Here is a 21,767-nt window from a genome sequence, read left to right on the forward strand (position 1 = left end):
TGCTCAGCTCATCACCAGTTTGACGGCCGACTCGGGCAGTTCCTCGCCGAAACAGCGCTGGTAGAACTCCGAGACGAGCGACCGCTCGGTGTCATCACACTTGTTGAGGAAGGTCAGGCGGAAGGCAAAGCCGACGTCGCCGAAGATTTCCGCGTTCTCGGCCCAGGTGATGACCGTGCGCGGGCTCATCACGGTCGACAGGTCGCCGTTGATGAAGGCCGAACGGGTCATGTCGGCAAGCCGGACCATCTTGGAAACGGTCGCGCGGCCTTCGGCGCCCTGGAAATGCTTGGCCTTGGCCAGCACGATGCCGACCTCGTTGTCATGCGGCAGATAGTTCAGCGCGGTGACGATGGACCAGCGGTCCATCTGCGCCTGGTTGATCTGCTGCGTGCCGTGGTAGAGGCCCGAGGTGTCGCCGAGGCCGATGGTGTTGGCGGTGGCGAACAGCCGGAAATAGGGATGGGGACGGATCACGCGGCTCTGGTCAAGCAGCGTCAGGCGGCCCGAGGATTCCAGCACGCGCTGGATCACGAACATCACGTCGGGACGGCCGGCGTCGTACTCATCGAACACCAGGGCGACGTTGTGCTGGTAGGCCCAGGGCAGGATGCCGTCCCGGAATTCGGTGACCTGCTTGCCGTCCTTCAGCACGATTGCATCCTTGCCGATCAGGTCGATGCGGCTGATGTGGCTGTCGAGGTTGACGCGGATGCAGGGCCAGTTGAGACGGGCCGCGACCTGCTCGATGTGGGTCGACTTGCCGGTGCCATGGAAGCCGGTGACCATGACGCGGCGGTTGCGGGCAAAGCCCGCGAGGATTGCCAGCGTCGTCGCCCGGTCGAACAGGTAGTCCGGATCCACGTCCGGCACGTGCTCGGTCCGGGTCTTGTAGGCCGGCACTTTCAGGTCGCTGCGGAAGCCGAACACCTCTTCGACGGAAACTTCGGTGTCGGGCATGCCATCGGCCACGGTCATCTTGTCAGTCATCGGTCCTCCGCTGCCTCGGCCGGGCCGGGGTCAGGGTCATTGGGGGGAAGCCGGCGCGAACGCACCAGCTAGCAGAAGCCGGCTTTCTTCAGGACATTGTAGGCCTGAATGATCTGCCGCAGGCGATCCTCGGACGACCGGTCGCCGCCGTTGGCGTCCGGATGATGGAGTTTCACCAATTCCTTATAGCGCGCCTTGATCTCGTCGCCACGCGCCCTTTCCGACAGATTGAGCACATCAAACGACCGCTTTTCAAGGGCAAGCAGCTTGCGATCCCGCGCCTGCGGCGTTCCGCCGTGGCGGGCGTAGGCCCGCGCCCGACCGGCCGCGCGCGGGTCGATCCCGTCGGGTCCCTGGGCGGCCTCGCGGTTGACGCCCATGCGCCAGGTCGGCCTATGTCCGGTCAGCGCATCCTTCTGGTACATGCGCACCGCGTCGTCATCCATGCCGGTGAAATAGTTGTACGACTTGTTGTAGTCGCGGACATGGTCGATGCAGAAAAAGAAATACTTGCCCTCGCGGTCCCGGCCCTGGGGCGCCTTGTGGGTGCCGGGGCGGGTACAGCCAGGGTGCTGACAGGGCGGAAAGTCGTCTTCGTCCAGCCGGTCCCGGTCAGGTTTGACGCGGATCCGGTCGAACAGCTTGGAATCCAGTTTCATGGCCCGATTATGGACAGGGTGGCTCGGTCGAACAAGGTTAGCGACCGGAATAAAAGAAAGGGTTTCCGTCCGGCGGGCATCGGGGCAACAGGCTTGACGCGCGACAGGGACAGGCACAGAACATAGCCCATGACCATTCGCCAGCAGATCACCGACCTCCTGACCGATGCCTTCGCGCCCAGCGAACTCGCGGTCATCGACGAATCCGACAAGCACAAGGGCCATGGCGGCTGGCGCGAGGGCGGGGAAACCCATTTCCGCGTCCGCATCGTCGCCGAAGCCTTTGCCGGCAAGGGACGGGTGGACCGTCACCGGGCGATCAACACCGTGCTGGCGCCCTGCATCGCGGCCGGCGTGCACGCCCTCGCCATCGAGGTGCGGGCGCCGGACGAGCCCGATCCGCGTGCCGCCCGGGTGAGCGGGACGGTCTGACAGCGAAACGGCCTGGTGCGGGGGTCCGGGGCAGTGTCGGCCCTCAGGCGGTGGACGTCGGTGACGGCGTCTGCCTGGCGGAGCGGGCGTCGGGTGTCTTGCCGGGTGTCCTGGTCTCCTTGCCGTTGAGCGGCTGGATGCGCAGGCGGGTGATGCGGTTGCGTTCGCGGCGCAGCACCGTGAAGCGGAAGCCGTGGAAGGTGAAGATCTGCCGCTCGTCGGGGATCATGCGGGCCTCGTGGATCACGAGCCCTGCGATGGTGGTGGCCTCGTCGTCCGGCAGGCTCCAGTCGTTGGCGCGGTTGATGTCGCGAATCGGGACCGAGCCGTCGACGATGACCGAGCCGTCCGCCTGCGGCCGGACGCCGGTCAGTTCCAGGTCATGCTCATCGGCGATCTCGCCGACGATTTCCTCCAGGATGTCCTCCAGCGTCACCAGTCCCTGCACCTCGCCATATTCGTCGATGACAAAGGCAAAGTGGGACTTGCGCTTGAGGAAGGCGTTGAGCTGGTCCTGCAGGCTGGTGGTGTCGGGGACGAACCAGGGCGGCGTTGCGATCTTCATCACGTCCAGCCGGCTGAAGTCGCCATCGGCGGCCTTCAGGGCGCGCAGCAGGTCCTTGGCATGCAGGACGCCGACGAAGTTGTCGCTTTCGCCCTTCCACAGGGGCATGCGGGTGTAGGGCGCGGCAAGGGCAGCATCGACGAGCTTCGAGACGTCCTCATCGACGTTGAGGGCCATCATGTTGGTGCGGTGGACCATCACGTCGGAGACTTCGAGCTCGGCAAGATCGAGCAGGCCGCCGAGGCGGTCGCGGTCGGCCTTGACGAGGCCGCCTTCCAGATGCTGCAGATCGACAGCGCCGCGCAGCTCGTCATGGGCGGAGAGGACCGCGGCGTTGTCGTCGACCCGCACGCCGAAGACACGCAGGATCATGCGCACGATCCATTCGATGGTGATGACCACCGGACCGAAAACCGCGACCACGATCCGGACCAGCGGTGCAACGGCAAGGGCAAAACGGTCCGGATTGGAGATCGCCCAGGTCTTCGGCATGACCTCCGACAGCACCACCACCAGCACGGTCATGACCAGCGTCGCGATGGCAACGCCGGCCTCGCCAAACAGGCTCAGGAACAGGCTGGTCGCCAGGGACGACGCCGTGATGTTGACGATGTTGTTGCCGAGCAGCAGCGCCCCGATGAGGCGCTCGCGGGTCTGGATCAGCCGGGCAACGACCCCTGCGCGCCGGTCTCCGGCCTTCTCCAGCTGGTGCATGCGCGCCCGGGACGCGGCTGTCAGCGCTGTCTCCGATCCGGAGAAGAAGGCTGACATGACCAGCAGGCACAGGATGCCGCCGACCGTGAACCAGAGCGCTGTCTCGATCATGAGCGGAGTTTCTCCTCAAGGAAGTCCCGGACAGCGGCGGGGTCGACGCCCTTCTCGACGAAGGCCTGACCGATGCCGCGGGTCAGGATGAAGGTCAGCGCGCCGCGGCTGACCTTCTTGTCCTGGGCGATGATGTCGAGCAGCGTGCCGGCCGGCGGCATCTGACCCGGGATCTGTCCGATCCGGACGGGGAGGCCGACCTCCTGCAGATGGGCGACCACGCGGGCAACGACGGCATCGTCGACGAGGCCGAGGCGGGCGGAAAACTCGTGCGCCAGCGCCATGCCGATGGCGACGCCCTCGCCATGGACAAGGCGTTCGTTGGCGTAGTCGACCGCCGATTCGAGCGCATGGCCGAAGGTGTGGCCGAGATTGAGCAGGGCGCGCTGGCCGGATTCGCGTTCGTCGGCCGAGACCGTTGCGGCCTTGGCCGCGCAGGAGCGCGCCACCGCCTCCTCCCGCGCCGGGCCTCCGGCGAAGATGTCCTGCCAGTTCTGCTCGAGCCAGTCGAAGAAGGCAGCATCGCCAAGCAGGCCGTACTTGGCGACCTCGGCATAGCCGGCGCGGAACTCGCGTTCGCTCAGCGTGTCGAGCAGGGCGGTGTCGGCGAGGACGAGATCCGGCTGGTGGAAGGCGCCGATGAGGTTCTTGCCATGGCGGGAGTTGATGCCGGTCTTGCCACCGACGGAGCTGTCGACCTGGGACAGGAGCGTGGTCGGGATCTGGATGAAGCTCATGCCCCGGCGCACGGAGGCCGCCACGAAGCCGGCGAGATCGCCGACGACGCCACCGCCGAACGCAAGCACCGCATCGCCGCGCTCCAGCCGGGCCGCGAGCACCTCGTCGCACAGGCGCTGGTACTCGGCAAAGCACTTGCTCTGTTCGCCCGCCGGAACGGTCATCACCGTGGAGCCGACGCCGGCGGCATCAAGGCTTGCGGTGAGCGTGGGGAGATGCAGGCGGGCGACGGTGGCATCGGTGATGATGGCGAGCCGGCCGCCCGGCATCAGCGCGGCAATGCGCTCTCCCGCAGAGGCGAGGAGGCCGCGGCCGATGAGGATGTCATAGGAGCGGGCGCCGAGATCGACGCGGACGGTGATGGGCTCAGTCGGGGACACACTGGTCATGTCGAGGGCAGGTCCGCTGTTGGGGGTCACGCCGCGTCGGGCGCGGGCCGCAGGGACAGGAAGTCCTCAAGGGCCAGGATGATGTCTTCCATGACGGTCTCGTGTGGCACCTCGCGCGACCACACGGAGGTATCGGCCAGCGCGTAGACCGGTTCGCGCTTCTCCAGCAGTGCCCGCATGGTGCCCTCGGGATCGGCGTTCTGCAGCAGCGGCCGGGTGGGGCGCTTGCGCACCCGCGCCATGACCGTGTCGAGGTCTGCCCGCAGCCAGACCGAGACGGCGGCGCGGGCGATTTCCCGCCGGGTCGTCTCGCTCATGAAGGCGCCGCCGCCGGTCGCAAGGACCATCGGGCCTTCCTGCAGCAGACGGGCGATGACCCGCTCTTCGCCGCGGCGGAACTCGGGCTCGCCATGCACGGCGAAGATCTCCGAGATCGTCATGTTGGCGGCCGTCTCGATCTCGGTGTCGGCATCGACGAAGGGCAGGCCGAGACGCTGGGCGAGGCGCCGGCCGACACTGGACTTGCCGCAGCCCATGATGCCCACCAGCACGATGCAGCGCGGTCCCAGCGCCGAGACCAGCCGGGCTGCGCGTTCGTCGGTGATGATTGTGCCCGATCCGGCTGCCCCCACGGCGGGTCCTCCCTTGTGTCTCGTTTCGCGCCTTTTATCATATTCCGACAAAATGCAAGCGCGTCGCAACCGAGTCGGAGGCCGCGCACCCCCGCAGGACAGGGCCAGGCGCGGGCATCCGGTGCGATGCCGGCCAGGTCCGCAGGAGTTCACGACGCCGTGCCCACCTTGACCCGCCTCATCGCCGCCGTGATCCTGCTCGCGGCGCTAGGCTATGGCGCCGTCTTCGCGCTGGCCAACTTCGTCGAGCCGCGGGAACGCGAGATCACCATCCGGGTGCAGAAGGACGGGTTCGCCCGCTGAGGCGGCGCCCGCCCAGGAGGAGAGGAATGGCCGCCGATCCCGGCATCGAGACCTTTCTGGAAATGCTGGCGGCCGAGCGCGGCGCGGCGCTGAACACGCTCGAGAGCTATCGGCGGGATCTGGAGGACTTTGCCGAGTTTCTGGGCTCGACGCGGGTGTCGGACGCAGACCAGGACGATGTCAGCGCCTATCTCGGCGACCTGGCGGCGCGGGGCTTTGCCGCGTCGTCCCAGGCGCGGCGGCTGTCGGCGCTCCGGCAGTTCTTCAAGTTCCTGTTTGCCGAAGGCCGGCGCAAGGACGAGCCGACACGCATTCTCACCGCGCCGAAAAAACGGCAGGCGCTGCCCAAGGTGCTGAGTGTCGCCGAGGTGGACCGGCTGATCGAGGCGGCGCGGTTCGACGCCACGCAGGTGCACGAGACACCCGGCCGGCAGCTGCGTGCGGCGCGGCTCTACACGCTCCTGGAAGTGCTCTATGCCACGGGCCTGCGCGTGTCGGAGCTGGTGGCGCTTCCGGTGAGGGCGGCCTTGCGCGATGCGCGGCTGATCGAGATCCGCGGCAAGGGCGGCAAGGAACGGCTGGTGCCGCTGAGCCCGCGCGCGCAGGAGGCCATGCGGGCCTATGTGGCGCTGCGTAAGGCGGAGGGTGCCTTTGCCGAAAGCCCCTGGCTGTTCCCCTCCCATTCGGAAAGCGGCCATGTCACCCGGCAGGCCTTCGCCCGCGACCTGAAGGCCCTGGCGGTGGGCGTCGGACTTCAGGCCGACCAGGTGTCGCCGCATGTGCTGCGGCACGCCTTTGCCTCGCATCTGCTGCAGAACGGAGCGGACCTGCGCGTCGTGCAGCAGCTTCTTGGGCATGCCGACATCTCGACGACGCAGATCTACACCCATGTGCTCGACGAGCGCCTGCGCGATCTCGTCGAGACACATCACCCGCTTGCGAAGGCTTAAGGCTCAGCGGGACCTGGTGAGGGCCGGCGGCGGCGTTGCCGGCAGCAGGGTCTCGAGGGTCCGCGCGACGGCAAGGAGATGCCGGTCGGAATGGGCCGGACCGTCGATCTCGAGGCCGACCGGCAGGCCCTGCGCCGTGAGCCCGACCGGCAGAGAGAGGCCCGGGATGCCGGCATTCGATCCCGGATCCGTGTTGCGGATGAAGGTCGGGAAGGTCGGAACCTCGACGCCATCAAGGCGCACGGTACGGTCCGAGGTGGCGATCGGCGTGGCGGCCAGCGGCACGGTCGGGAACACCAGCGCGTCAAGCCGCTCGCGCGTGAAGACCTCCGCATAGGCGGCCTGGAGCCGGGGGCGCAGATCGTCCATCGCTGTCCTGTAGACCGCCTCGGGGATCGCGCCGGTGCCTGTGACATACTCCGCAAAGACATGGGCAACGTCCGGGCTGGCAATGCCGGCAACGAGCCTGTCGAGCGTCACGCCGGTGCGATGCTCCGCGAGAAACGCCGGCATGTCGCGGCGGATCTCGTGGAGAGCGATGGCAAAGCCGGCCTGATCGCTGAGGTCGCGGATGTTCGTCAGGTCGAGCGGGACAAGCGTCACGCCGGCCTGGCGCAGCCGGTCGAGCGCGGTCTCGAACACGGCAGCGGTCTCCGGATCGAGATCTTGCGTGAAGGGAGCGGCAAGGCCAAGGCGGATCGACTGCGGGGCGACGTCCGCCAGCGCGCTGGTCGTGCCGGTGATGACCGCATCGAGCAGCGCAAGATCGGCGACACTGCGGGCCATCGGGCCGGCGGTGTCCCGCGTGCGGGAGATCGGCACGATGCCCGTCCCCGGATAGCGCCCCACGGTCGGTCGCAAGCCGCAGATGCCGTTGAGCGCGGCCGGGATGCGCACGGAGCCGCCGGTGTCGGTGCCAAGGCCGGCCGGGGCGAGACGCGCGCCGATGGCAGCGCCGGTGCCGCCGCTGGAGCCGCCGGCGATCCGCTCCGGTGCATGGGCGTTGGCGACGGCACCGAAGGCGGCATTGTTCGAGGTGATGCCGAAGGCCAGCTCGTGCATGTTGGTCTTGCCGAGGATGATCGCCCCGGCGGCGCGCAACCGGGCGACCACGGGCGCATCCGTTGCCGGCACCCAGTCCTTCAGCGCCGGCGTTCCGGCGGTGTTGGGCAGGCCGGCGACGGCGATGTTGTCCTTGATCACCAGCGGCACGCCCTGCAGCGGGCCGGACGCCGCGGCTCCCGCTGCGTCAGACGCGGCTGCGGCCGCGCGCGCACCGGCCTCGTCGAGGGTGATGAAGATGTTGTCGCCCGCCCGCGCCTTCGCGGCCTCCAGCAGGGCGGCCACAAGGGCGGTGGTGGTCAGGCTGCCGGACGTCCGGGCGGCCTGAAGGTCGGAAATGGTCATCTCGCGCACATCGCGCATGGCTGTCTCTCCCGCTGCCGGGCCGGCGAGGGCGAAGGCCAGGCCGGTTGCCGCAAATGTCAGATGTCGTTGCATCCCTGTGTCCCCCTGTCTGGACCGACAGGGCAATCCAAGCGCAGCTGCACCGGCCGCGCCTCCTCGAAACCGGGGAGATCGCGCGAGAGTCCGGTGTCAATTCAGCCGGGCAAAGCGGGCGATGAAGGCGGCACGGCCGGCGGTGCCGGTCTTGGCAAACAGCTGGCCGAGATGGCTGCGGACCGTCGCCGGGCCGATGCCGAGGGCCAGGGCAATGTCATTGTCGCGCTTGCCGCCCAGAAGTTCGGTGGCCACGGACCGTTCACGCGGTGTGAGGCCGAAACCGTCGAGAGCTTCGCCAAGGCCGGCAGGGAGCGGCGCAGGCGTCGCGGTGAGGCTCTCAAGCCGGCGGGCGGTTTTCAGGGCGTTGCAAAAGGCAGGCCCAATGAGCCCCAGCAGCTCGACGTCGCGGCGGTCAAAACTCGACCGGTGCCGGCCGCGCCAGATCCGGATGTCGCCGAGATGGGCGGCGCCATCATGGGCGTGGAAATTCATGCCGTGGCAAAGCCCGTCCCGGATGAGGAAATCATTGAAGAACTCGGTCCGCTCCAGCTCGGCCTGCGGCAGGATCTCGTTGACGTGGGTTGCCCTGGCACGCTGGCGCAGGCGCGCGGTGATCGGGTCGCGGAACTGGAAATGGGCAACATAGGCCGACAGGTTGTCCGGGCTCATGTTGAGGCTGACCCCGTCCTCATAGGCACGGTTGTCCGGGTTCCAGACGTAGGAGGCGAAATGGTCCGCGCGCAACAGGTCGAGCAGGCGGACGCCGATGACCTCGCGCAGCTCACGCCTGTCCCGGGGGTGCGTGAGATCTGTAAGCAAACGGCACAACGCCCCTGCCTCGCGTGCCGACAAGCCTGTCACCATCGCCCCCTCCCGATCCCGCCAAACCTCCGGTTTCAGCGGCAAAGGTTAGCAAGCTTCGGGAGGTCTGCCTATGGCGATGCACCGCGGGCGGCGGGAGCATCGCACCCCGCCTTGCCCGCAGCCGGGTCGCGCGCAGGCTCAGAGCGGCATCAGGGCCCAGTAGTCGAAGTCGAGCACCACATTGGCGGCATAGACGCCGCTGTCGTCGGCATAGGGGAACGTGCGGCAGGGCAGGTCCTTGGTGGCGACAAGGCGCAGGCGCAGGGCGCCGACATCGCTGCGGCCCTCGATCCGTGCGGTGTCGATGACTTCCGACCAGGCATAGACCGTGTCGCCGGCAAACAGCGGGGCGACATGGCGCCCGGCGTTGATTGCCGCGATGTGGAAGGCGGCGCCAAGTCCGTTGAACGACAGGGCGCGGGCCAGCGAGATGACATGGCCGCCATAGATCAGCCGGCGCCCGAAGCGGCCCTGACCCTCGGTGTGCTGGTTGAAATGCACCTTGGCGGTGTTCTGGTAGAGGCGGGTGGCCAGCATGTGGTCGCTCTCCTCGACCGTCATGCCATCAACGTGGTCGATGCGCTCGCCGGCGACATAGTCGCCGAAGCGGAAGCGGCTGCCCGCCAGCGCCGGATCCCAGCCGTGCGCCGAGAGCAGCGGACAGGCGTCGCCGAGGGCATCCGGATCGATGCTCTCCGGCAGGACGGGGACCACCGGAACCGGCGCGGCCGACCCGGGGTCACGCTTGTTGACCATCACCCAGCGGACGTAGTCGAGCACTTCCGTGCCGTCGGACTTGTAGCCGGTGGAGCGGACATAGACGACGCCGGTCTTGCCGTTGGAGTTTTCCTTGAGGCCGATGACCTCGGAGACGGCCGACAGGGTGTCGCCCGGATAGACCGGGGCCAGGAAGCGGCCGCCGGCATAGCCCAGATTGGCCACGGCGTTGAGCGAGATGTCCGGAACGGTCTTGCCGAAGACGATGTGGAAGGTCAGCAGGTCGTCGATCGGCGCGCGCGGATAGCCGAGCTTGCGGGCAAAGGCGTCCGACGACTGCACGGCGAAGCGCGGGCCGTAGATCGCCGTGTAGAGCGCGACGTCCCCCTCGGTGACGGTGCGCGGCGTGGCATGGCGGATCACCTGGCCGACGTAGAAATCCTCGAAGAAGTTGCCCGGATTCGTCTTGGTCACGCCGGTTCTCTCCCCTGTCTGGCCACGGTTGCCGGCGGCATGTCGCGCCCGGCCGCAGCCTGTTCCGGTGATGCCGATGCACCGGCACCGTCGCCGGCACCGCGTCGCATTCAGGCAGTTGCACCAGAGAGTGAACCCATGCTGCATTGCGAAGCAATAGGGACCTTTGTCGGAGGGCCCGAAGCCAGCTTTCCCATTGCTCCGCCGGGGACGGGCGTGTACGTGGGACTACCTAGCCGGCTTCTGGACTGCCGGCGGGCCGCCTCCCTTTGCCCGCATTCGAGGATCGTTGGATGGAGAGCTTCCTTGCCCTGGCCGGTCAGAACCTGATCTCGCCGATCATCCTGTCATTCGCGCTGGGCCTTGGGGCTGCGCTGGCCCGCTCCGACCTGTCGGTTCCGGAAGCCGCGGCCAAGGCCCTGTCGCTCTACCTGCTGTTCTCGATCGGCTTCAAGGGCGGGGTGAGCGTGGCCGCGCACGGCTTCGACACGACGCTGGCACTGTCCCTGCTGACCGGTGTCCTGCTGTCGTTCCTGCTGCCTTTCATCGCCTTCGCGCTGCTGCGGCTCCTCACCAACCTGTCGGCGCTCGACGCGGCCGCGGTCGCCGGGCATTACGGCTCGATCTCGATCGTCACCTTCGTGGCGGCCAGTTCGGTGCTGCAGGGCAGCGGCATTCCGGCGGAAGGCTACATGGTGGCCGTGGCGGCGGCGATGGAAGCTCCGGCCATCCTGTCGGCGTTGTGGCTTGCGGCCCGCGCCAAACCCGGCAGCACCGACGAGGCCCGCCACGACGGTGGCCTGATGCGGGAAATCCTCCTCAACGGCTCGATCGTGCTGCTGGTGGGCTCGTTCTTCATCGGCATGATCACCGGGCAGAAGGGCCTGAGCGAGATCGAGAGCTTCATCGTGGCGCCCTTCAAGGGCGTGCTGTGCCTGTTCCTGCTCGACATGGGCCTCGTTGCCGGTCGCGGCCTGCGCGCCGCCCGGGGCGTGCTCAGCACGGGGCTCGTCGCCTTCGGCATCCTGATGCCGCTGATCGGGGCCGTCTCCGGTCTCGGGGCCGCGCTCGCGCTGGGCCTGTCGGAGGGCGGAACGGTGCTGATGATGACGCTCTGCGCCTCCGCCTCCTACATCGCCGTTCCGGCCGCCATGCGTGTCGCGCTGCCCGAGGCGAACCCCTCGGTCTATCTGTCAGCCTCGCTGGGGATCACCTTCCCCTTCAACCTGACTTTGGGTATCCCGGTCTATATGGCGCTCGCAGCAGCGGCGGTGGGAGGATAACGACATGGAGATGCACAAGGCCAAGCGGGTCGAGATCATCATCGAGGCCCCGATGGAACGTCGCCTGACGGAAGCGCTCGTGGCAGCCGGCGTCACCGGCTTCACCATCCTGCCCGTGCTGGGCGGCAGCGGCCGGTCCGGCGTCTGGAGCCGCGAGGGCCAGGTGTCGCGTGCCGGCGGGATGGTCGCCTTCATCTGCATCCTCAAGGAAGAGCGGCTGGACACCCTGCTGAAGCGGGCGATGCCGCTGGTGGCGCATCACATCGGCGTGGTCAGCGTGACCGATTGCGACGTGATGCGTGCGGAGCGCTTCTGAGCCGCGCGACCTCCGGCCTGCGATGCGGAATGACCGCGGCCTGCGATGCGGCCGCATAAGGGAAAACCCCTAGCCCCTGCGGCCGGACTGTTGCCGTCGCCGGGGCTGGCCTATACTTGGCCCGGTACTCCGGGACCGGCCGCCTCCCCAGCCTGTCCCTGTCCGCAACCCGGCTCGCGACCCTCCGGACTTTCCATGGTCAGCGGTCCTCGCAGCACAGGAGCGGCAGATCGTGGCAAACGACTTCCCCAAGCATCTCGTGGCCGGCTATGGCCGCTATCTCACCAAGGGGTCCATCCGGCATCGCGAGGCGCAGGAACAGCTGGCGATCTATGGCCAGCGGCCGGATGTGATGGTCATTTCCTGCTGCGACAGCCGTGTGACCCCCGAAGGCGTGTTCCATGCAGGGCCGGGAGAACTCTTCGTCGTGCGCAACGTGGCCAACCTGGTTCCCCCCTACGAGGAGACCGACGGCCAGCATGGCACCAGCGCGGCGCTTGAATATGCCGTGCGGGTGCTCAAGGTGAAGCACATCGTGGTGATGGGACACGCCAAGTGCGGCGGCGTCCATGCCTTCCGCGAGAACGCCAACGCGCCGCTGGCGACCGGGGCCTTCATCGGCCGCTGGATCAAGCTCCTGGAACCGGCGGCCATCGCCATGGCCTGCATGCCGATCGACAGGCTCGACGATCCGCAGCTGGCGATGGAATATGCCGGCGTGCGCCAGTCACTCAAGAATCTCGCCACATTCCCGTTCGTCGACACGCTGCTGCGCAGCGGCGAACTGGCGCTGCATGGTGCCTGGTTCGACATCGGGTCCGGTGAGCTCAGGATCATGGACCGTGTCAGCGGCAAGTTCGAGCCCTGTGCCACCGACGCACAGATCCTGCCGGTGGCTGCTGCCGAATAGGCAACCGCGGCGCCGGAGGCCCCGCGCCGATGCAGTGTCGGGCCTGTCTTACTGGGGCTGAGAGGCCAGCACGAGGCTCCAGAACACCTTGTACTTCGAGTTGGGCGCGTAGTGGGTGGCAATGCCCATGCGCGTCGACTGGGCGTCGAGCATCACGCGGTTGTGGCTCTGCGATTCGCGCCAGCCGGAGAAGGCTTCGGCGAGCGTCCGATAGCCGGCGCTGACATTCTCGACCGCGTAGGTCTTGGTCTCGCCGATGGCGTCCAGCCGGGTCTTGAGCTGGTTCTGCGGCTCCAGCGAGGCGCGGATGTTGTCAGCCGAGGCAATGGTGCGGGCCTGCGACTGGGCGATCGACATCAGCGTCGGGTCCAGCGTCAGCGGCCGAAGACCGTTGTTCTGGCGGTACTGGTTGATCATCTGCAGGGCCGACTGCGCATCGACGGTGGCATTCACCCGGGCCAGATCCCGGTAGAAGGGCGGCAGCTCGACGGGCTTGTCGCTCTGGCAGCCTGCCACGGTGGCCAGCGCAACGCCCAGCATGGCGCCTGCGAGCAGGCGGCCCGGCCGCGCGAGATGTCGGGTGAAGGTCTTCATCATGTATGGAACTTTCCTGCTGTGCCCCAGCCTGCCGAATCAGGCGGCCATTAGACCCGTTTCGCCGTCCGTTGTCTTGGTCCGAGGCAGTGCGGTGCGGCATCAGGCACATGCGTCCCCCCTTGCGCGGGCGTTTCGGGGCCTCGTCTGCACCTCGGTCGCGCTGGTCTGCCTTGCATGACGCAGATGTCGGCAAGGCCGGTTGCGGGTGTGAAAGGTGGACCTTGAGCAGCCCTGGTTGCAAATTGTGACGCAGGGGTACTGAAATCGATTGCGAGTCTTGACAGCTGATATCAGTAAAATTACGCGAGATTGAGCAATTCTTTACCGATGTTTCGTATAGCGTTCATCACAACAGCAAAAACCAGGGGAACAGACCAGCGTGTCCGACGAGTCGGCCGAAAAGCCTATCAAGGTGATCATTGCCGATGACTCTGGAACTGTCCGGAAGTTCATCGAAAAGGCCCTTCTCGCAACGGGCCGCAACTTCAATATTACCATGGCCGAGAATGGCAAGGATGCCGTCGAAAATCTCAGTCGACAGTCATTCGATATCGCCTTTCTCGACATCAACATGCCGCAACTGAACGGCGTCGAGGTGATGGCTGCCATTCACGTCATGGGCTCGAAGACTTTCGCAGTCTCCATGTCGGATGGACTTGCCGAGGATGCGGAGAAGAAGCTCAAGTCCTTCGGCGCCTACGACTTCCTGACCAAACCTTTCAGCGCCAGCCAGGTGCGCCATGTGGTTGAGGTCTTCGAGACGATCAACATTCCCTTCGACGTGCTGGTGGTGGATGATTCCGCCACGGTCCGGCGCATCGTCAAGAAGGTTCTGGAACGCTCGATCTTCAAGCTGAACATCGTGGAGGCGGAGGATGGCGACGCAGCCATCAAGCGCGTCAGCGAGAAGGCTTACCGGGTGATCTTCACCGACTTCAACATGCCGAACATGACCGGTCTGGAGCTGGCCGAGCGGCTTGCGGGCATGACCCGCGCCTCCGACGTGATCCTGATGTCGACCGAGTACAACACCACGCTCGACCAGGCGGCCGAACGGGTGAAGGCCAAGGCCTTCCTGCGCAAGCCGTTCTACCCGGAGGATGTGGACAGCATCCTGCATCACCTGTTCGGCCTACGGCACTCGCATTTCTCGAAACAGGTGCGCATGTTCGCAATGACCTGAACCGGCCAGCCGCTCTGGCGAGCGGCCGGCAAGAGAAGACAGGGGCCGCTCTGGCAAGCGGCCGGCAAGAGAAGACAGGGGCCGCTCTGGCAAGCGGCCGGCAAGAGGACACCGGGGCCGCTCTGGCAGGCGACCGGCAGGGGAAACCGGGGCCGCTCTGGCAAGCGGCCGGCGGCGATCTCAGCGGCGACCGGCCTCCACCGCATCCTCATAGGTGCGCAGTCCCGGCACCGGCGAGCTGACCAGAACGGCCATGTTGCCGGGGGCGTGCTGGTTCTTCCACATCTTGGTATGCGCCTTCGGGATCTGGTCCCAGGGGAAGACCTCCGACATGCAGGGGTCGATGCGACGGTCGATGACGAACTTGTTCGCCTCGGACGCCTGCTTGAGGTGGGCGAAGTGCGAGCCCTGGATGCGCTTCTGCCGCTGCCAGACGTAGCGGGCGTCGAAGGTCAGGTTGAAGCCGGTGGTGCCGGCGCAGAACACGACCATGCCGCCGCGTTTCACCACCAGACAGGAGACCGGGAAGGTCTGCTCGCCCGGGTGCTCGAACACCATGTCGACGTCATGGCCCTTGCCGGTGATGTCCCAGATTGCCTTGCCGAACTTGCGGGCTTCCTGGGTCCACGTGGTGAACTCGGGCGAGTTGACCTTGGGCAGCTGGCCCCAGCAGTTGAAATGCTTGCGGTTGATGACGCCCTTGGCGCCGAGGGACATGACATAGTCACGCTTGTCCTCGTCGGAGATGACGCCAATGGCATTGGCGCCGGCGGCGGCCGCCAGCTGGATGCCGAACACGCCGAGTCCGCCCGAGGCGCCCCAGACCAGCACGTTCTGGCCCGGACGCAGCTGATGCGGCGCATGACCGAACAGCATGCGGTAGGCGGTCGCCAGCGTCAGCGTGTAGCAGGCCGACTCCTCCCACGTCAGGTGCCGGGGACGCGGCATCAGCTGCTGCGACTGCACGCGGCAGAATTGCGAGAAGGAGCCATCGGGGGTCTCGAAGCCCCAGATCCGCTGGGTCGGCGAGAACATCGGATCGCCGCCATTGCATTCCTCGTCGTCGCCATCGTCCTGGTTGCAATGGACGACGACCTCGTCACCGACCTTCCAGCGCTTCACCTTGGACCCGACGGCCCAGACGATGCCGGCCGCATCGGAGCCAACGACGTGATAGGGGCAGGAGTGGTTGTTGAAGACCGAGATCGGTTCGCCGAGCGCGGCCCAGACGCCGTTGTAGTTGACGCCGGCGGCCATGACGAGCACGAGCACCTCGTGGCTGTCGAGTTCCCAGGTGGGCACGACCTCCACCTTCATCGCATCCTCGGGCGCGCCATGGCGTTCCTTGCGGATGGTCCAGGCATACATGTTCTTCGGCACGTGGCCGAGAGGCGGGATTTCACCAATCTCGTAAAGGTCCTTCAACGGAGCATCTCCCGTCTGCCGGTTGTCATTCGCCCGAAGTGCCGCGCTCATCTGTGTTCCTTCCCCTCCCTGTGCCGGGTCCGCAGGACCCATCCGTCTGACCAGGTTGAACAATTCGCCCGCCATTGACGCGGGCACCGTTCCTGTACTGCCGGTTCCGGCCCCGGTGAGGGCTGTGCCTGTTGCGACGCAGCAGCCCAGTCTGGCCAGAATACCCCTTTTGCGCAACTATCAATCCGGAAACGCTTCCGATCTATACGACTATTGCGTAACTTGAATTTGGGTCGCAGGTCGATTTTGCATCGCACATACGGGAGCCCTGCGCGGGCCGCTCACGCATGCGCAGGCGAGGAGGAGTGAGACATGACAGACAGCGCGAACAAGGGTGCCAGTGCCGGATCGTCCGAGGCCCCGCGCCGGCGCGACCAGCCGTGGATCTTCCGCACCTATGCGGGACATTCCACGGCGGCCGAGTCGAACAAGCTGTACCGCACCAATCTCGCCAAGGGGCAGACGGGCCTGTCGATCGCCTTCGACCTGCCGACCCAGACGGGATATGACCCGGACCACATGCTGGCACGGGGCGAGGTGGGCAAGGTCGGCGTGCCGGTCTCGCATCTCGGCGACATGCGGACGCTGTTCAACGAGATCCCGCTCGAGAAGATGAACACGTCGATGACCATCAACGCCACCGCGCCCTGGCTGCTGGCGCTGTATGTCGCGGCGGCCGACGAGCAGGGCGCGGACCGCAAGCTTCTGGCCGGCACGACGCAGAACGACATCATCAAGGAATACCTGTCGCGCGGAACCTATGTGTTCCCGCCCGCGCCGTCGCTGCGGCTGACCGGCGACGTGATCGCCTGGACCTACGGCGAAATGCCGAAGTGGAACCCGATGAACGTGTGTTCCTACCACCTGCAGGAGGCCGGGGCGACGCCGGTGCAGGAGCTGTCCTTCGCACTGGCGACGGCGGTGGCGATCCTCGACGGCATGAAGGCCAGCGGGGCGATCCCCGAAGCGGAGTTTCCGCAGGCGGTGGGGCGCATCTCGTTCTTCGTCAATGCGGGCATGCGCTTCATCACCGAGCTTTGCAAGATGCGCGCCTTCACCGAGCTGTGGGACGAGATCTGCCGGGACCGCTACGGCATCACCGACGAGCGCTATCGCCGCTTCCGCTACGGCGTGCAGGTCAACTCCCTTGGCCTGACGGAACCGCAGCCGGAGAACAACGTCTACCGCATCCTGATCGAGATGCTGGCCGTGGTCCTGTCCAAGAACGCCCGCGCGCGCGCCGTGCAGCTGCCGGCCTGGAACGAGGCGCTCGGCCTGCCGCGGCCGTTCGACCAGCAATGGTCGCTGCGCATGCAGCAGATCCTGGCCTACGAGACGGACCTGCTCGAGTTCGACGACATCTTCGACGGATCCTCGGTGATCACCGCCAAGGTGGAGGAGCTGAAGGCGGAGGCGCGCGCCGAGCTTGCCCGGATCGACGCCATGGGCGGCGCGGTGGCGGCCGTCGAGTCCTCCTACATGAAGCAGAAGCTGGTGGAATCGAACACCCGCCGCCTCGCGGCCATCGAAAGCGGCGAGCAGATCGTCGTCGGCGTCAACCGCTGGACCGAAAGCGAGCCCTCGCCGCTCGCCACCGGTGAGGATGGCGGCATCCTCACCGTGCCGGAGCATGTGGAAGACGAGGCGATCGAGCGGATCAAAGCCTGGCGCGCCGCGCGCGACGGGGTGGCCGTGGAGGCCGCGATCGCGGCCCTCAAGGCGGCCGCCCGCGAAGGTCGCAACATCATGGAGCCATCGATTGCCGCAGCCAAGGCCGGGGTGACCACCGGCGAATGGGGGGCGGCGCTGCGCGAGGTCTTCGGCGAATACCGGGCGCCGACAGGCGTCGGCCGGGCTGCCCGGGACGATGCGGGCGATCTGGACGCGGTCCGGGCGAGCGTCGAGGCCGTCTCGCGCACCCTGGGCCGGCGGCTCAAGTTCCTCGTCGGCAAGCCCGGTCTGGATGGCCACTCCAACGGCGCGGAACAGATCGCCGTGCGGGCGCGCGACTGCGGCATGGAGGTGGTCTACGAAGGCATCCGGCTGACCCCGGCGCAGATCGTCAATGCGGCGCTCGAGGAGGGCGTGCATGTCATCGGCCTTTCGATCCTCTCCGGGTCGCATCTGGCGCTGGTCCGCGATGTGATGGAGCGCCTGCGCGCGGCCGGCATCGGCGATGTGCCGGTGGTGGTCGGCGGCATCATTCCGGACGAGGACGCCCGCGCGCTGAAGGCGATGGGCGTGGCCGCCGTCTACACGCCGAAGGACTTCCAGCTGACCGACATCATGGCCGATGTGGTGCGGATCGTCGGCGAACGCGGCGCGGAAGCGGCGTGAGGGGGCTGACCTGGCCGGCTGTCACCGGAGGCACGCGGGCAAGGCCTCCGCGCTGCGTTGTGCCGGAGCGGGCGGGCTTTCGGGCCTGTTCCCGGTCTGCAATCTTGTCGTGCCGTCCCGGCCTTGTGCCGGGACTGGGCGGGGCCGGTCGGGGCAAGGCTACATCAAGCGCAGGCCGAAATGGGTGGCGAAGGGCTGAAAGTCGCGGTCGCGCGTCAGCAGCCGATGGTCATTTGCAAGACAGAACGCTGCAATCACGAGGTCCGGGAATTTCCGGATCGTGAGGCCCTTGGCACGCAAGTCCCGATAGTATCGCGCCGCAAGATAGGCCAGGTTCGGCGTGAGCATGGACGTTACGGAGAAACTTTCGAGGACGCTCGCCAAGGCCGTCGCATGGCGTTCGTCTCTTGCGCCTCGCAACACCTCGAGCAGGATGATGTCACCCACCAAAATCTGACGCGGTGCACGGATCGTGCGAAGGATCTGGACAGCAGGTTCCTGTGATCTGCCAGCGAAATGATCGATCCAGACCGAACTGTCGACCACGATCATGCTGCGTCGGGCTTCAGACGGTCATTGTCCAGAAGCTCAGGCAAATCTTCTGGTGGTCCCCAGCCATCGCGCATCTCGTCGAGATCGCCTTCCCAGCCGATGCCCGCGGAATTGCGGATCACGGCCCGAAGCTCCTCGTCCTTGACGAGGCGGCGCAGGGCTTCCTCGACGACGGCCTTCTTCGTGGTCAGGCCGGTCGCAGCCATCGCCTTGGTCATGAGGTCGTCGTCGATGTCGATGTTGGTGCGCATGGCGCGCTCCCCGCGATGTGTATGATCATCCAAATCTATACACATCGTGTCGCTTCCGCAAGGTGAGGTACGGCTGCCTATTGCGCCTTGTGGTAGATGGCCGTGTTGACGAAGCTCTCGGTCTCCGTGACATGGACCGTCTGGGTGACGGTGAGGGTGCGGCCGTCGGGCGACAGCTCGCGGTCGGCGACCATGATCGGCACGCCCCCGCGCAGGGCCTCGCTGACGAGGTTGTTGTCACCGCGCAGCCCGTGCCGCATGGCGTCGGCCAGCCCGCTCTTGCCAAGCCTGGTCTCGCCTCCGTTCGGCAGGGCGACGAAACTGTCGGTCTGGCTGCTGCCATCGGCGGCAACGCTGGTCATGGTGAACTTGAGGGTGCCGAAGGCATCCTCGATGGTCAGGGTGGCGCTCTGCGGCAGCTCGCCCTGGTCGAATTCGCTTTCGTCCCGGTCGAAGATCCAGGTGCCGAAAAAGCGCTTGAGCGGATCGGTCATGGGAGGCTCCTGTGCCATCGTCAGCCTTGGCGGCCTGTTCTCGCCGGAACGGATAAGGCCGCAGCCTGCGGGATGCAAGCTGCGGCCTTCGAGATCGTCGGCAATGTCCCGGGTCAGGCGCTCAGGGCGTTCAGTTCGGCCACGATGGCGTCGCCCATCTGGCTGGTGCCGATGACGGTCGAGCCTTCCGAGGCGATGTCCTTCGTGCGCAGGCCCTTGTCGAGCGTCGCCGAGATGGCGCGGTCGAGCAGGTCAGCCTCGGCGACCTTCTCGAAGGAATAGCGCAGGCACATGGCGAAGGAGGCGATCATGGCGATCGGGTTGGCGGCACCCGTGCCGGCGATGTCCGGGGCCGAGCCATGCACCGGCTCGTAGAGCGCCTTGCGCTTGCCCGTTGCTGCATCCGGCGCGCCGAGCGAGGCGGAGGGCAGCATGCCGAGCGAGCCGGTCAGCATCGCGGCGACGTCCGACAGCATGTCGCCGAACAGGTTGTCGGTGACGATGACGTCGAACTGCTTCGGCCAGCGCACCAGCTGCATGCCGCCGGCGTCGGCCAGCATGTGGCTGAGCTTGACGTCGGAGAAACGGGCGGCGTGGGTGGCGGTGACAACGTCGTTCCAGAGCACGCCGGACTTCATGACGTTGCGCTTTTCCATCGAGCAGACTTCGTTGCGGCGGGTGCGGGCCAGCTCGAAGGCGACGGCGGCGATGCGCTCGATCTCGTAGGTGTCATAGACCTGGGTGTCGATGCCGCGCTTCTGGCCGTTCGGCAGATCGATGATCTCCTTCGGCTCACCGAAATAGACGCCGCCGGTCAGCTCGCGCACGATCAGGATGTCGAGGCCTTCGATGATCTCGCGCTTCAGCGACGAGGCATCGGCCAGCGCCGGATAGCAGATCGCCGGGCGCAGGTTGGCGAAGAGCTGCATGTCCTTGCGCAGGCGCAGGAGACCGGCTTCCGGGCGCACGTCGTAAGGCACCTTGTCCCACTTCGGACCGCCCACGGCGCCGAAGATGACCGCATCGGCGGCCATCGCCTTGGCCATGTCGGCCTCGGAAATGGACTTGCCATGGGCGTCATAGGCCGAGCCGCCAACGAGGCCCTGATCGGTCTCGAAGGTATCGCCGCCGCGTGCGTTGAACCAGGCGATGATCTTCTTCACCTCGGTCATGATTTCCGGACCGATGCCGTCGCCCGGCAGGAGAAGCAGCTTGTGGGTGGCCATGGATGTTCCCGTCCCGCTCTTGTGTGGAATGCTGATCATGCGGTAGCGGCTCGGGCCGGTCTTTTCAAGCCGGGCCGCGTGGCGTTTGCTCAAGCAAGCTGCGCAGAAACGTCAAGTGAAGGCTGGCCGGAGGGCGGCAGGGATCAGGCAAGCGTCGCCAGCCGGGGCGGCACCAGCGCCGTCAGGTCGGCGTTGCCGCCGCAGACGAGAATGCCGACCCTTTCGCCCCGCTGCGGCGTGTAGCGACCGCCGGTGAGAGCGGCGAGGGCTGCGGCACCGCCCGGCTCGGCCACGATCTGGGCTTCGCGCCAGAGGCGTCGCTGGGCATCACGGATCTCCTCGTCCTCGACGAGGATCACGTCGTCCACTGCCATGCGGCAGATGTCGTAGACCAGTTCGCCGCAGCGGCGGGCGCCGAGGCTGTCGGCTGCCACGCCACCGACCTCCACGTCGATCGGGCCGCCGGCCGAGAGGGCTGCCGACAGGGACGGGCAGCTGACCGGCTCGACGCCGATGATCCGCGTCTTGCCGGCGAACCACGTGGCAATGCCGGAAATGAGCCCGCCGCCGCCAACGGCGATGAAAAGCGTGTCGAGGCCGCGCGCCTGGCCCTCCCATTCGAGGGCGAGGGTGCCCTGGCCGACGATGGTGGGCTCTGCGTCATAGGCGTGGATGTCGAGGGCGCCCGTCTCGTCCCGCCAGGCCTCGCAGGCGCGGCGCGCCTCGGCGTAGGTCTTGCCGACCACCGAGACATCCGCCCCGTAGGCGCGGATGCGGGCGATCTTCGCCGGCGTGGAGATCTCCGGCACGAAGATGCGGGCGGGAATGCCGAGCGCCCGGGCTGCGTAGGCGACCGCAGCGCCGTGGTTGCCGCCCGAGGCCGCCGTGACCCCGACCAGCGGCACCTCCTGGCTGAGCAGCGCATTGAAGGCTCCGCGGGCCTTGAACGAGCCGCTGTGCTGCAGCGATTCCAGCTTCAGGGATGCGGCGAACGGCAGACCGAAGTCGCCCCGGCGCAGCTGCAGGAGCGGCGTGACACGAATGTGCGGCGTGATGCGGTCATAGGCGGTTTCGATGGCCGCGGCTGTAATCGGCATATTC

Annotated in this window: 23 protein-coding genes; 8 read left to right on the forward strand and 15 right to left on the reverse strand. The window is 66.8% G+C overall.

Annotated features, from left to right (window positions below):
• Positions 1–3 precede the first annotated feature (3 nt).
• Positions 4–990: a cobaltochelatase subunit CobS gene (gene cobS / locus GWI72_RS19070; protein WP_161677874.1), complete on the reverse strand. Its 987-nt coding sequence runs from the start codon at positions 988–990 to the stop codon at positions 4–6.
• A gap of 68 nt (positions 991–1,058) precedes the next feature.
• A complete protein-coding gene (locus GWI72_RS19075) occupies positions 1,059–1,649 on the reverse strand; it encodes a J domain-containing protein (RefSeq protein WP_161677875.1) in 591 nt (196 codons plus the stop codon).
• Between the two features lie 129 nt (positions 1,650–1,778).
• Here GWI72_RS19075 and GWI72_RS19080 point away from each other — a divergent pair, with 129 nt between their 5' ends.
• On the forward strand, positions 1,779–2,081 hold the full coding sequence (locus GWI72_RS19080) for a BolA family protein (protein WP_161677876.1): 303 nt from the start codon (positions 1,779–1,781) through the stop codon (positions 2,079–2,081).
• 43 nt (positions 2,082–2,124) lie between these two features.
• Here the strand turns inward: GWI72_RS19080 and GWI72_RS19085 are convergent, their stop codons facing one another.
• Genes GWI72_RS19085 through GWI72_RS19095 form a run of 3 tightly spaced genes read right to left on the reverse strand, consistent with a single transcriptional unit; the run spans position 2,125 to position 5,230 of the window.
• Positions 2,125–3,471, reverse strand: coding sequence for an HlyC/CorC family transporter (locus GWI72_RS19085; RefSeq protein WP_161709659.1), 1,347 nt, complete (start codon positions 3,469–3,471; stop codon positions 2,125–2,127).
• Entirely contained in the window at positions 3,468–4,598 is a 1,131-nt protein-coding gene (gene aroB / locus GWI72_RS19090; protein WP_161709660.1) for a 3-dehydroquinate synthase, read from the reverse strand. Before aroB ends, GWI72_RS19085 begins: the two co-directional genes overlap by 4 nt.
• 26 nt (positions 4,599–4,624) lie before the next feature.
• Positions 4,625–5,230 carry a shikimate kinase gene (locus GWI72_RS19095; RefSeq protein ID WP_348272722.1) on the reverse strand — a complete coding sequence of 202 codons (606 nt, stop codon included), beginning with the start codon at positions 5,228–5,230 and terminating at the stop codon, positions 4,625–4,627.
• Between the two features lie 159 nt (positions 5,231–5,389).
• On the opposite strand from GWI72_RS19095, the gene GWI72_RS19960 reads away from it, so the two are divergent.
• Both GWI72_RS19960 and xerD read left to right on the forward strand, forming a co-directional pair.
• Positions 5,390–5,533 carry a hypothetical protein gene (locus GWI72_RS19960; RefSeq protein ID WP_179956248.1) on the forward strand — a complete coding sequence of 48 codons (144 nt, stop codon included), beginning with the start codon at positions 5,390–5,392 and terminating at the stop codon, positions 5,531–5,533.
• 26 nt (positions 5,534–5,559) lie between these two features.
• Complete coding sequence (gene xerD, locus GWI72_RS19100; RefSeq protein ID WP_161709661.1) at positions 5,560–6,483, forward strand: site-specific tyrosine recombinase XerD; 924 nt, start codon at positions 5,560–5,562, stop codon at positions 6,481–6,483.
• 3 nt (positions 6,484–6,486) lie between these two features.
• On the opposite strand, the gene iaaH is transcribed toward xerD, so the two are convergent.
• The 3 genes from iaaH to GWI72_RS19115 all read right to left on the reverse strand — a co-directional run bounded on the left by iaaH (position 6,487) and on the right by GWI72_RS19115 (position 10,041).
• Positions 6,487–7,983: an indoleacetamide hydrolase gene (gene iaaH, locus GWI72_RS19105; protein ID WP_161709662.1), complete on the reverse strand. Its 1,497-nt coding sequence runs from the start codon at positions 7,981–7,983 to the stop codon at positions 6,487–6,489.
• Between the two features lie 96 nt (positions 7,984–8,079).
• Entirely contained in the window at positions 8,080–8,805 is a 726-nt protein-coding gene (locus GWI72_RS19110; RefSeq protein ID WP_161709663.1) for a helix-turn-helix transcriptional regulator, read from the reverse strand.
• 183 nt (positions 8,806–8,988) lie between these two features.
• Entirely contained in the window at positions 8,989–10,041 is a 1,053-nt protein-coding gene (locus GWI72_RS19115) for a MaoC/PaaZ C-terminal domain-containing protein (protein ID WP_161677883.1), read from the reverse strand.
• Between the two features lie 293 nt (positions 10,042–10,334).
• Between GWI72_RS19115 and GWI72_RS19120 the strand changes: the two genes are divergently transcribed.
• The 3 genes from GWI72_RS19120 to GWI72_RS19130 all read left to right on the forward strand — a co-directional run bounded on the left by GWI72_RS19120 (position 10,335) and on the right by GWI72_RS19130 (position 12,550).
• Entirely contained in the window at positions 10,335–11,324 is a 990-nt protein-coding gene (locus tag GWI72_RS19120) for a sodium-dependent bicarbonate transport family permease (protein ID WP_161709664.1), read from the forward strand.
• Between the two features lie 4 nt (positions 11,325–11,328).
• On the forward strand, positions 11,329–11,640 hold the full coding sequence (locus GWI72_RS19125) for a P-II family nitrogen regulator (protein WP_161677885.1): 312 nt from the start codon (positions 11,329–11,331) through the stop codon (positions 11,638–11,640).
• A gap of 232 nt (positions 11,641–11,872) precedes the next feature.
• The gene (locus tag GWI72_RS19130; protein ID WP_161709665.1) at positions 11,873–12,550 is read left to right on the forward strand and encodes a carbonic anhydrase; all 678 of its coding nucleotides are present in this window, start codon (positions 11,873–11,875) and stop codon (positions 12,548–12,550) included.
• A gap of 48 nt (positions 12,551–12,598) precedes the next feature.
• Here the strand turns inward: GWI72_RS19130 and GWI72_RS19135 are convergent, their stop codons facing one another.
• On the reverse strand, positions 12,599–13,147 hold the full coding sequence (locus GWI72_RS19135) for a CAP domain-containing protein (protein WP_244314429.1): 549 nt from the start codon (positions 13,145–13,147) through the stop codon (positions 12,599–12,601).
• 379 nt (positions 13,148–13,526) lie between these two features.
• Here GWI72_RS19135 and GWI72_RS20400 point away from each other — a divergent pair, with 379 nt between their 5' ends.
• A complete protein-coding gene (locus tag GWI72_RS20400; RefSeq protein WP_161677887.1) occupies positions 13,527–14,330 on the forward strand; it encodes a response regulator in 804 nt (267 codons plus the stop codon).
• Between the two features lie 180 nt (positions 14,331–14,510).
• Here the strand turns inward: GWI72_RS20400 and ccrA are convergent, their stop codons facing one another.
• A complete protein-coding gene (ccrA, locus tag GWI72_RS19145; RefSeq protein WP_161677888.1) occupies positions 14,511–15,806 on the reverse strand; it encodes a crotonyl-CoA carboxylase/reductase in 1,296 nt (431 codons plus the stop codon).
• Positions 15,807–16,118: 312 nt separating this feature from the next.
• Here ccrA and GWI72_RS19150 point away from each other — a divergent pair, with 312 nt between their 5' ends.
• Positions 16,119–18,143, forward strand: a complete 2,025-nt coding sequence (locus tag GWI72_RS19150; protein WP_161709666.1) for a protein meaA — start codon at positions 16,119–16,121, stop codon at positions 18,141–18,143.
• Positions 18,144–18,302: 159 nt separating this feature from the next.
• Here GWI72_RS19150 and vapC read toward each other — a convergent pair whose 3' ends face one another.
• The 5 genes from vapC to GWI72_RS19175 all read right to left on the reverse strand — a co-directional run bounded on the left by vapC (position 18,303) and on the right by GWI72_RS19175 (position 21,763).
• Positions 18,303–18,695, reverse strand: a complete 393-nt coding sequence (gene vapC / locus GWI72_RS19155) for a type II toxin-antitoxin system VapC family toxin (RefSeq protein ID WP_161677890.1) — start codon at positions 18,693–18,695, stop codon at positions 18,303–18,305.
• Positions 18,692–18,946, reverse strand: a complete 255-nt coding sequence (locus tag GWI72_RS19160; protein WP_161677891.1) for a type II toxin-antitoxin system VapB family antitoxin — start codon at positions 18,944–18,946, stop codon at positions 18,692–18,694. Before GWI72_RS19160 ends, vapC begins: the two co-directional genes overlap by 4 nt.
• 77 nt (positions 18,947–19,023) lie before the next feature.
• The gene (locus tag GWI72_RS19165; RefSeq protein ID WP_161677892.1) at positions 19,024–19,440 is read right to left on the reverse strand and encodes a hypothetical protein; all 417 of its coding nucleotides are present in this window, start codon (positions 19,438–19,440) and stop codon (positions 19,024–19,026) included.
• A 113-nt stretch (positions 19,441–19,553) separates the two neighbouring features.
• Positions 19,554–20,666, reverse strand: a complete 1,113-nt coding sequence (gene leuB, locus GWI72_RS19170; protein ID WP_161677893.1) for a 3-isopropylmalate dehydrogenase — start codon at positions 20,664–20,666, stop codon at positions 19,554–19,556.
• 143 nt (positions 20,667–20,809) lie between these two features.
• Positions 20,810–21,763 carry a threonine/serine dehydratase gene (locus GWI72_RS19175; RefSeq protein ID WP_161677894.1) on the reverse strand — a complete coding sequence of 318 codons (954 nt, stop codon included), beginning with the start codon at positions 21,761–21,763 and terminating at the stop codon, positions 20,810–20,812.
• Between the last annotated feature and the right edge of the window lie 4 nt (positions 21,764–21,767).

Source organism: Pannonibacter sp. XCT-53 (assembly GCF_009915765.1).
In the GTDB taxonomy this organism is placed as follows: Bacteria; Pseudomonadota; Alphaproteobacteria; order Rhizobiales; family Stappiaceae; genus Pannonibacter; species Pannonibacter tanglangensis.

What these genes read in the sequence shown, in the direction of transcription:
- GWI72_RS19135 (WP_244314429.1), bottom strand. Translation starts at nt 13,147, where the DNA reads ATGATGAAGACCTTCACCCGACATCTCGCGCGGCCGGGCCGCCTGCTC.
- iaaH (WP_161709662.1), bottom strand. Translation starts at nt 7,983, where the DNA reads ATGCAACGACATCTGACATTTGCGGCAACCGGCCTGGCCTTCGCCCTC.
- GWI72_RS19085 (WP_161709659.1), bottom strand. Translation starts at nt 3,471, where the DNA reads ATGATCGAGACAGCGCTCTGGTTCACGGTCGGCGGCATCCTGTGCCTG.
- GWI72_RS19150 (WP_161709666.1), top strand. Translation starts at nt 16,119, where the DNA reads ATGACAGACAGCGCGAACAAGGGTGCCAGTGCCGGATCGTCCGAGGCC.
- cobS (WP_161677874.1), bottom strand. Translation starts at nt 990, where the DNA reads ATGACTGACAAGATGACCGTGGCCGATGGCATGCCCGACACCGAAGTT.
- GWI72_RS19075 (WP_161677875.1), bottom strand. Translation starts at nt 1,649, where the DNA reads ATGAAACTGGATTCCAAGCTGTTCGACCGGATCCGCGTCAAACCTGAC.
- GWI72_RS19080 (WP_161677876.1), top strand. Translation starts at nt 1,779, where the DNA reads ATGACCATTCGCCAGCAGATCACCGACCTCCTGACCGATGCCTTCGCG.
- xerD (WP_161709661.1), top strand. Translation starts at nt 5,560, where the DNA reads ATGGCCGCCGATCCCGGCATCGAGACCTTTCTGGAAATGCTGGCGGCC.
- GWI72_RS19160 (WP_161677891.1), bottom strand. Translation starts at nt 18,946, where the DNA reads ATGCGCACCAACATCGACATCGACGACGACCTCATGACCAAGGCGATG.
- leuB (WP_161677893.1), bottom strand. Translation starts at nt 20,666, where the DNA reads ATGGCCACCCACAAGCTGCTTCTCCTGCCGGGCGACGGCATCGGTCCG.
- GWI72_RS19120 (WP_161709664.1), top strand. Translation starts at nt 10,335, where the DNA reads ATGGAGAGCTTCCTTGCCCTGGCCGGTCAGAACCTGATCTCGCCGATC.
- ccrA (WP_161677888.1), bottom strand. Translation starts at nt 15,806, where the DNA reads ATGAGCGCGGCACTTCGGGCGAATGACAACCGGCAGACGGGAGATGCT.
- aroB (WP_161709660.1), bottom strand. Translation starts at nt 4,598, where the DNA reads ATGACCAGTGTGTCCCCGACTGAGCCCATCACCGTCCGCGTCGATCTC.
- GWI72_RS19125 (WP_161677885.1), top strand. Translation starts at nt 11,329, where the DNA reads ATGGAGATGCACAAGGCCAAGCGGGTCGAGATCATCATCGAGGCCCCG.
- GWI72_RS19165 (WP_161677892.1), bottom strand. Translation starts at nt 19,440, where the DNA reads ATGACCGATCCGCTCAAGCGCTTTTTCGGCACCTGGATCTTCGACCGG.
- vapC (WP_161677890.1), bottom strand. Translation starts at nt 18,695, where the DNA reads ATGATCGTGGTCGACAGTTCGGTCTGGATCGATCATTTCGCTGGCAGA.
- GWI72_RS19175 (WP_161677894.1), bottom strand. Translation starts at nt 21,763, where the DNA reads ATGCCGATTACAGCCGCGGCCATCGAAACCGCCTATGACCGCATCACG.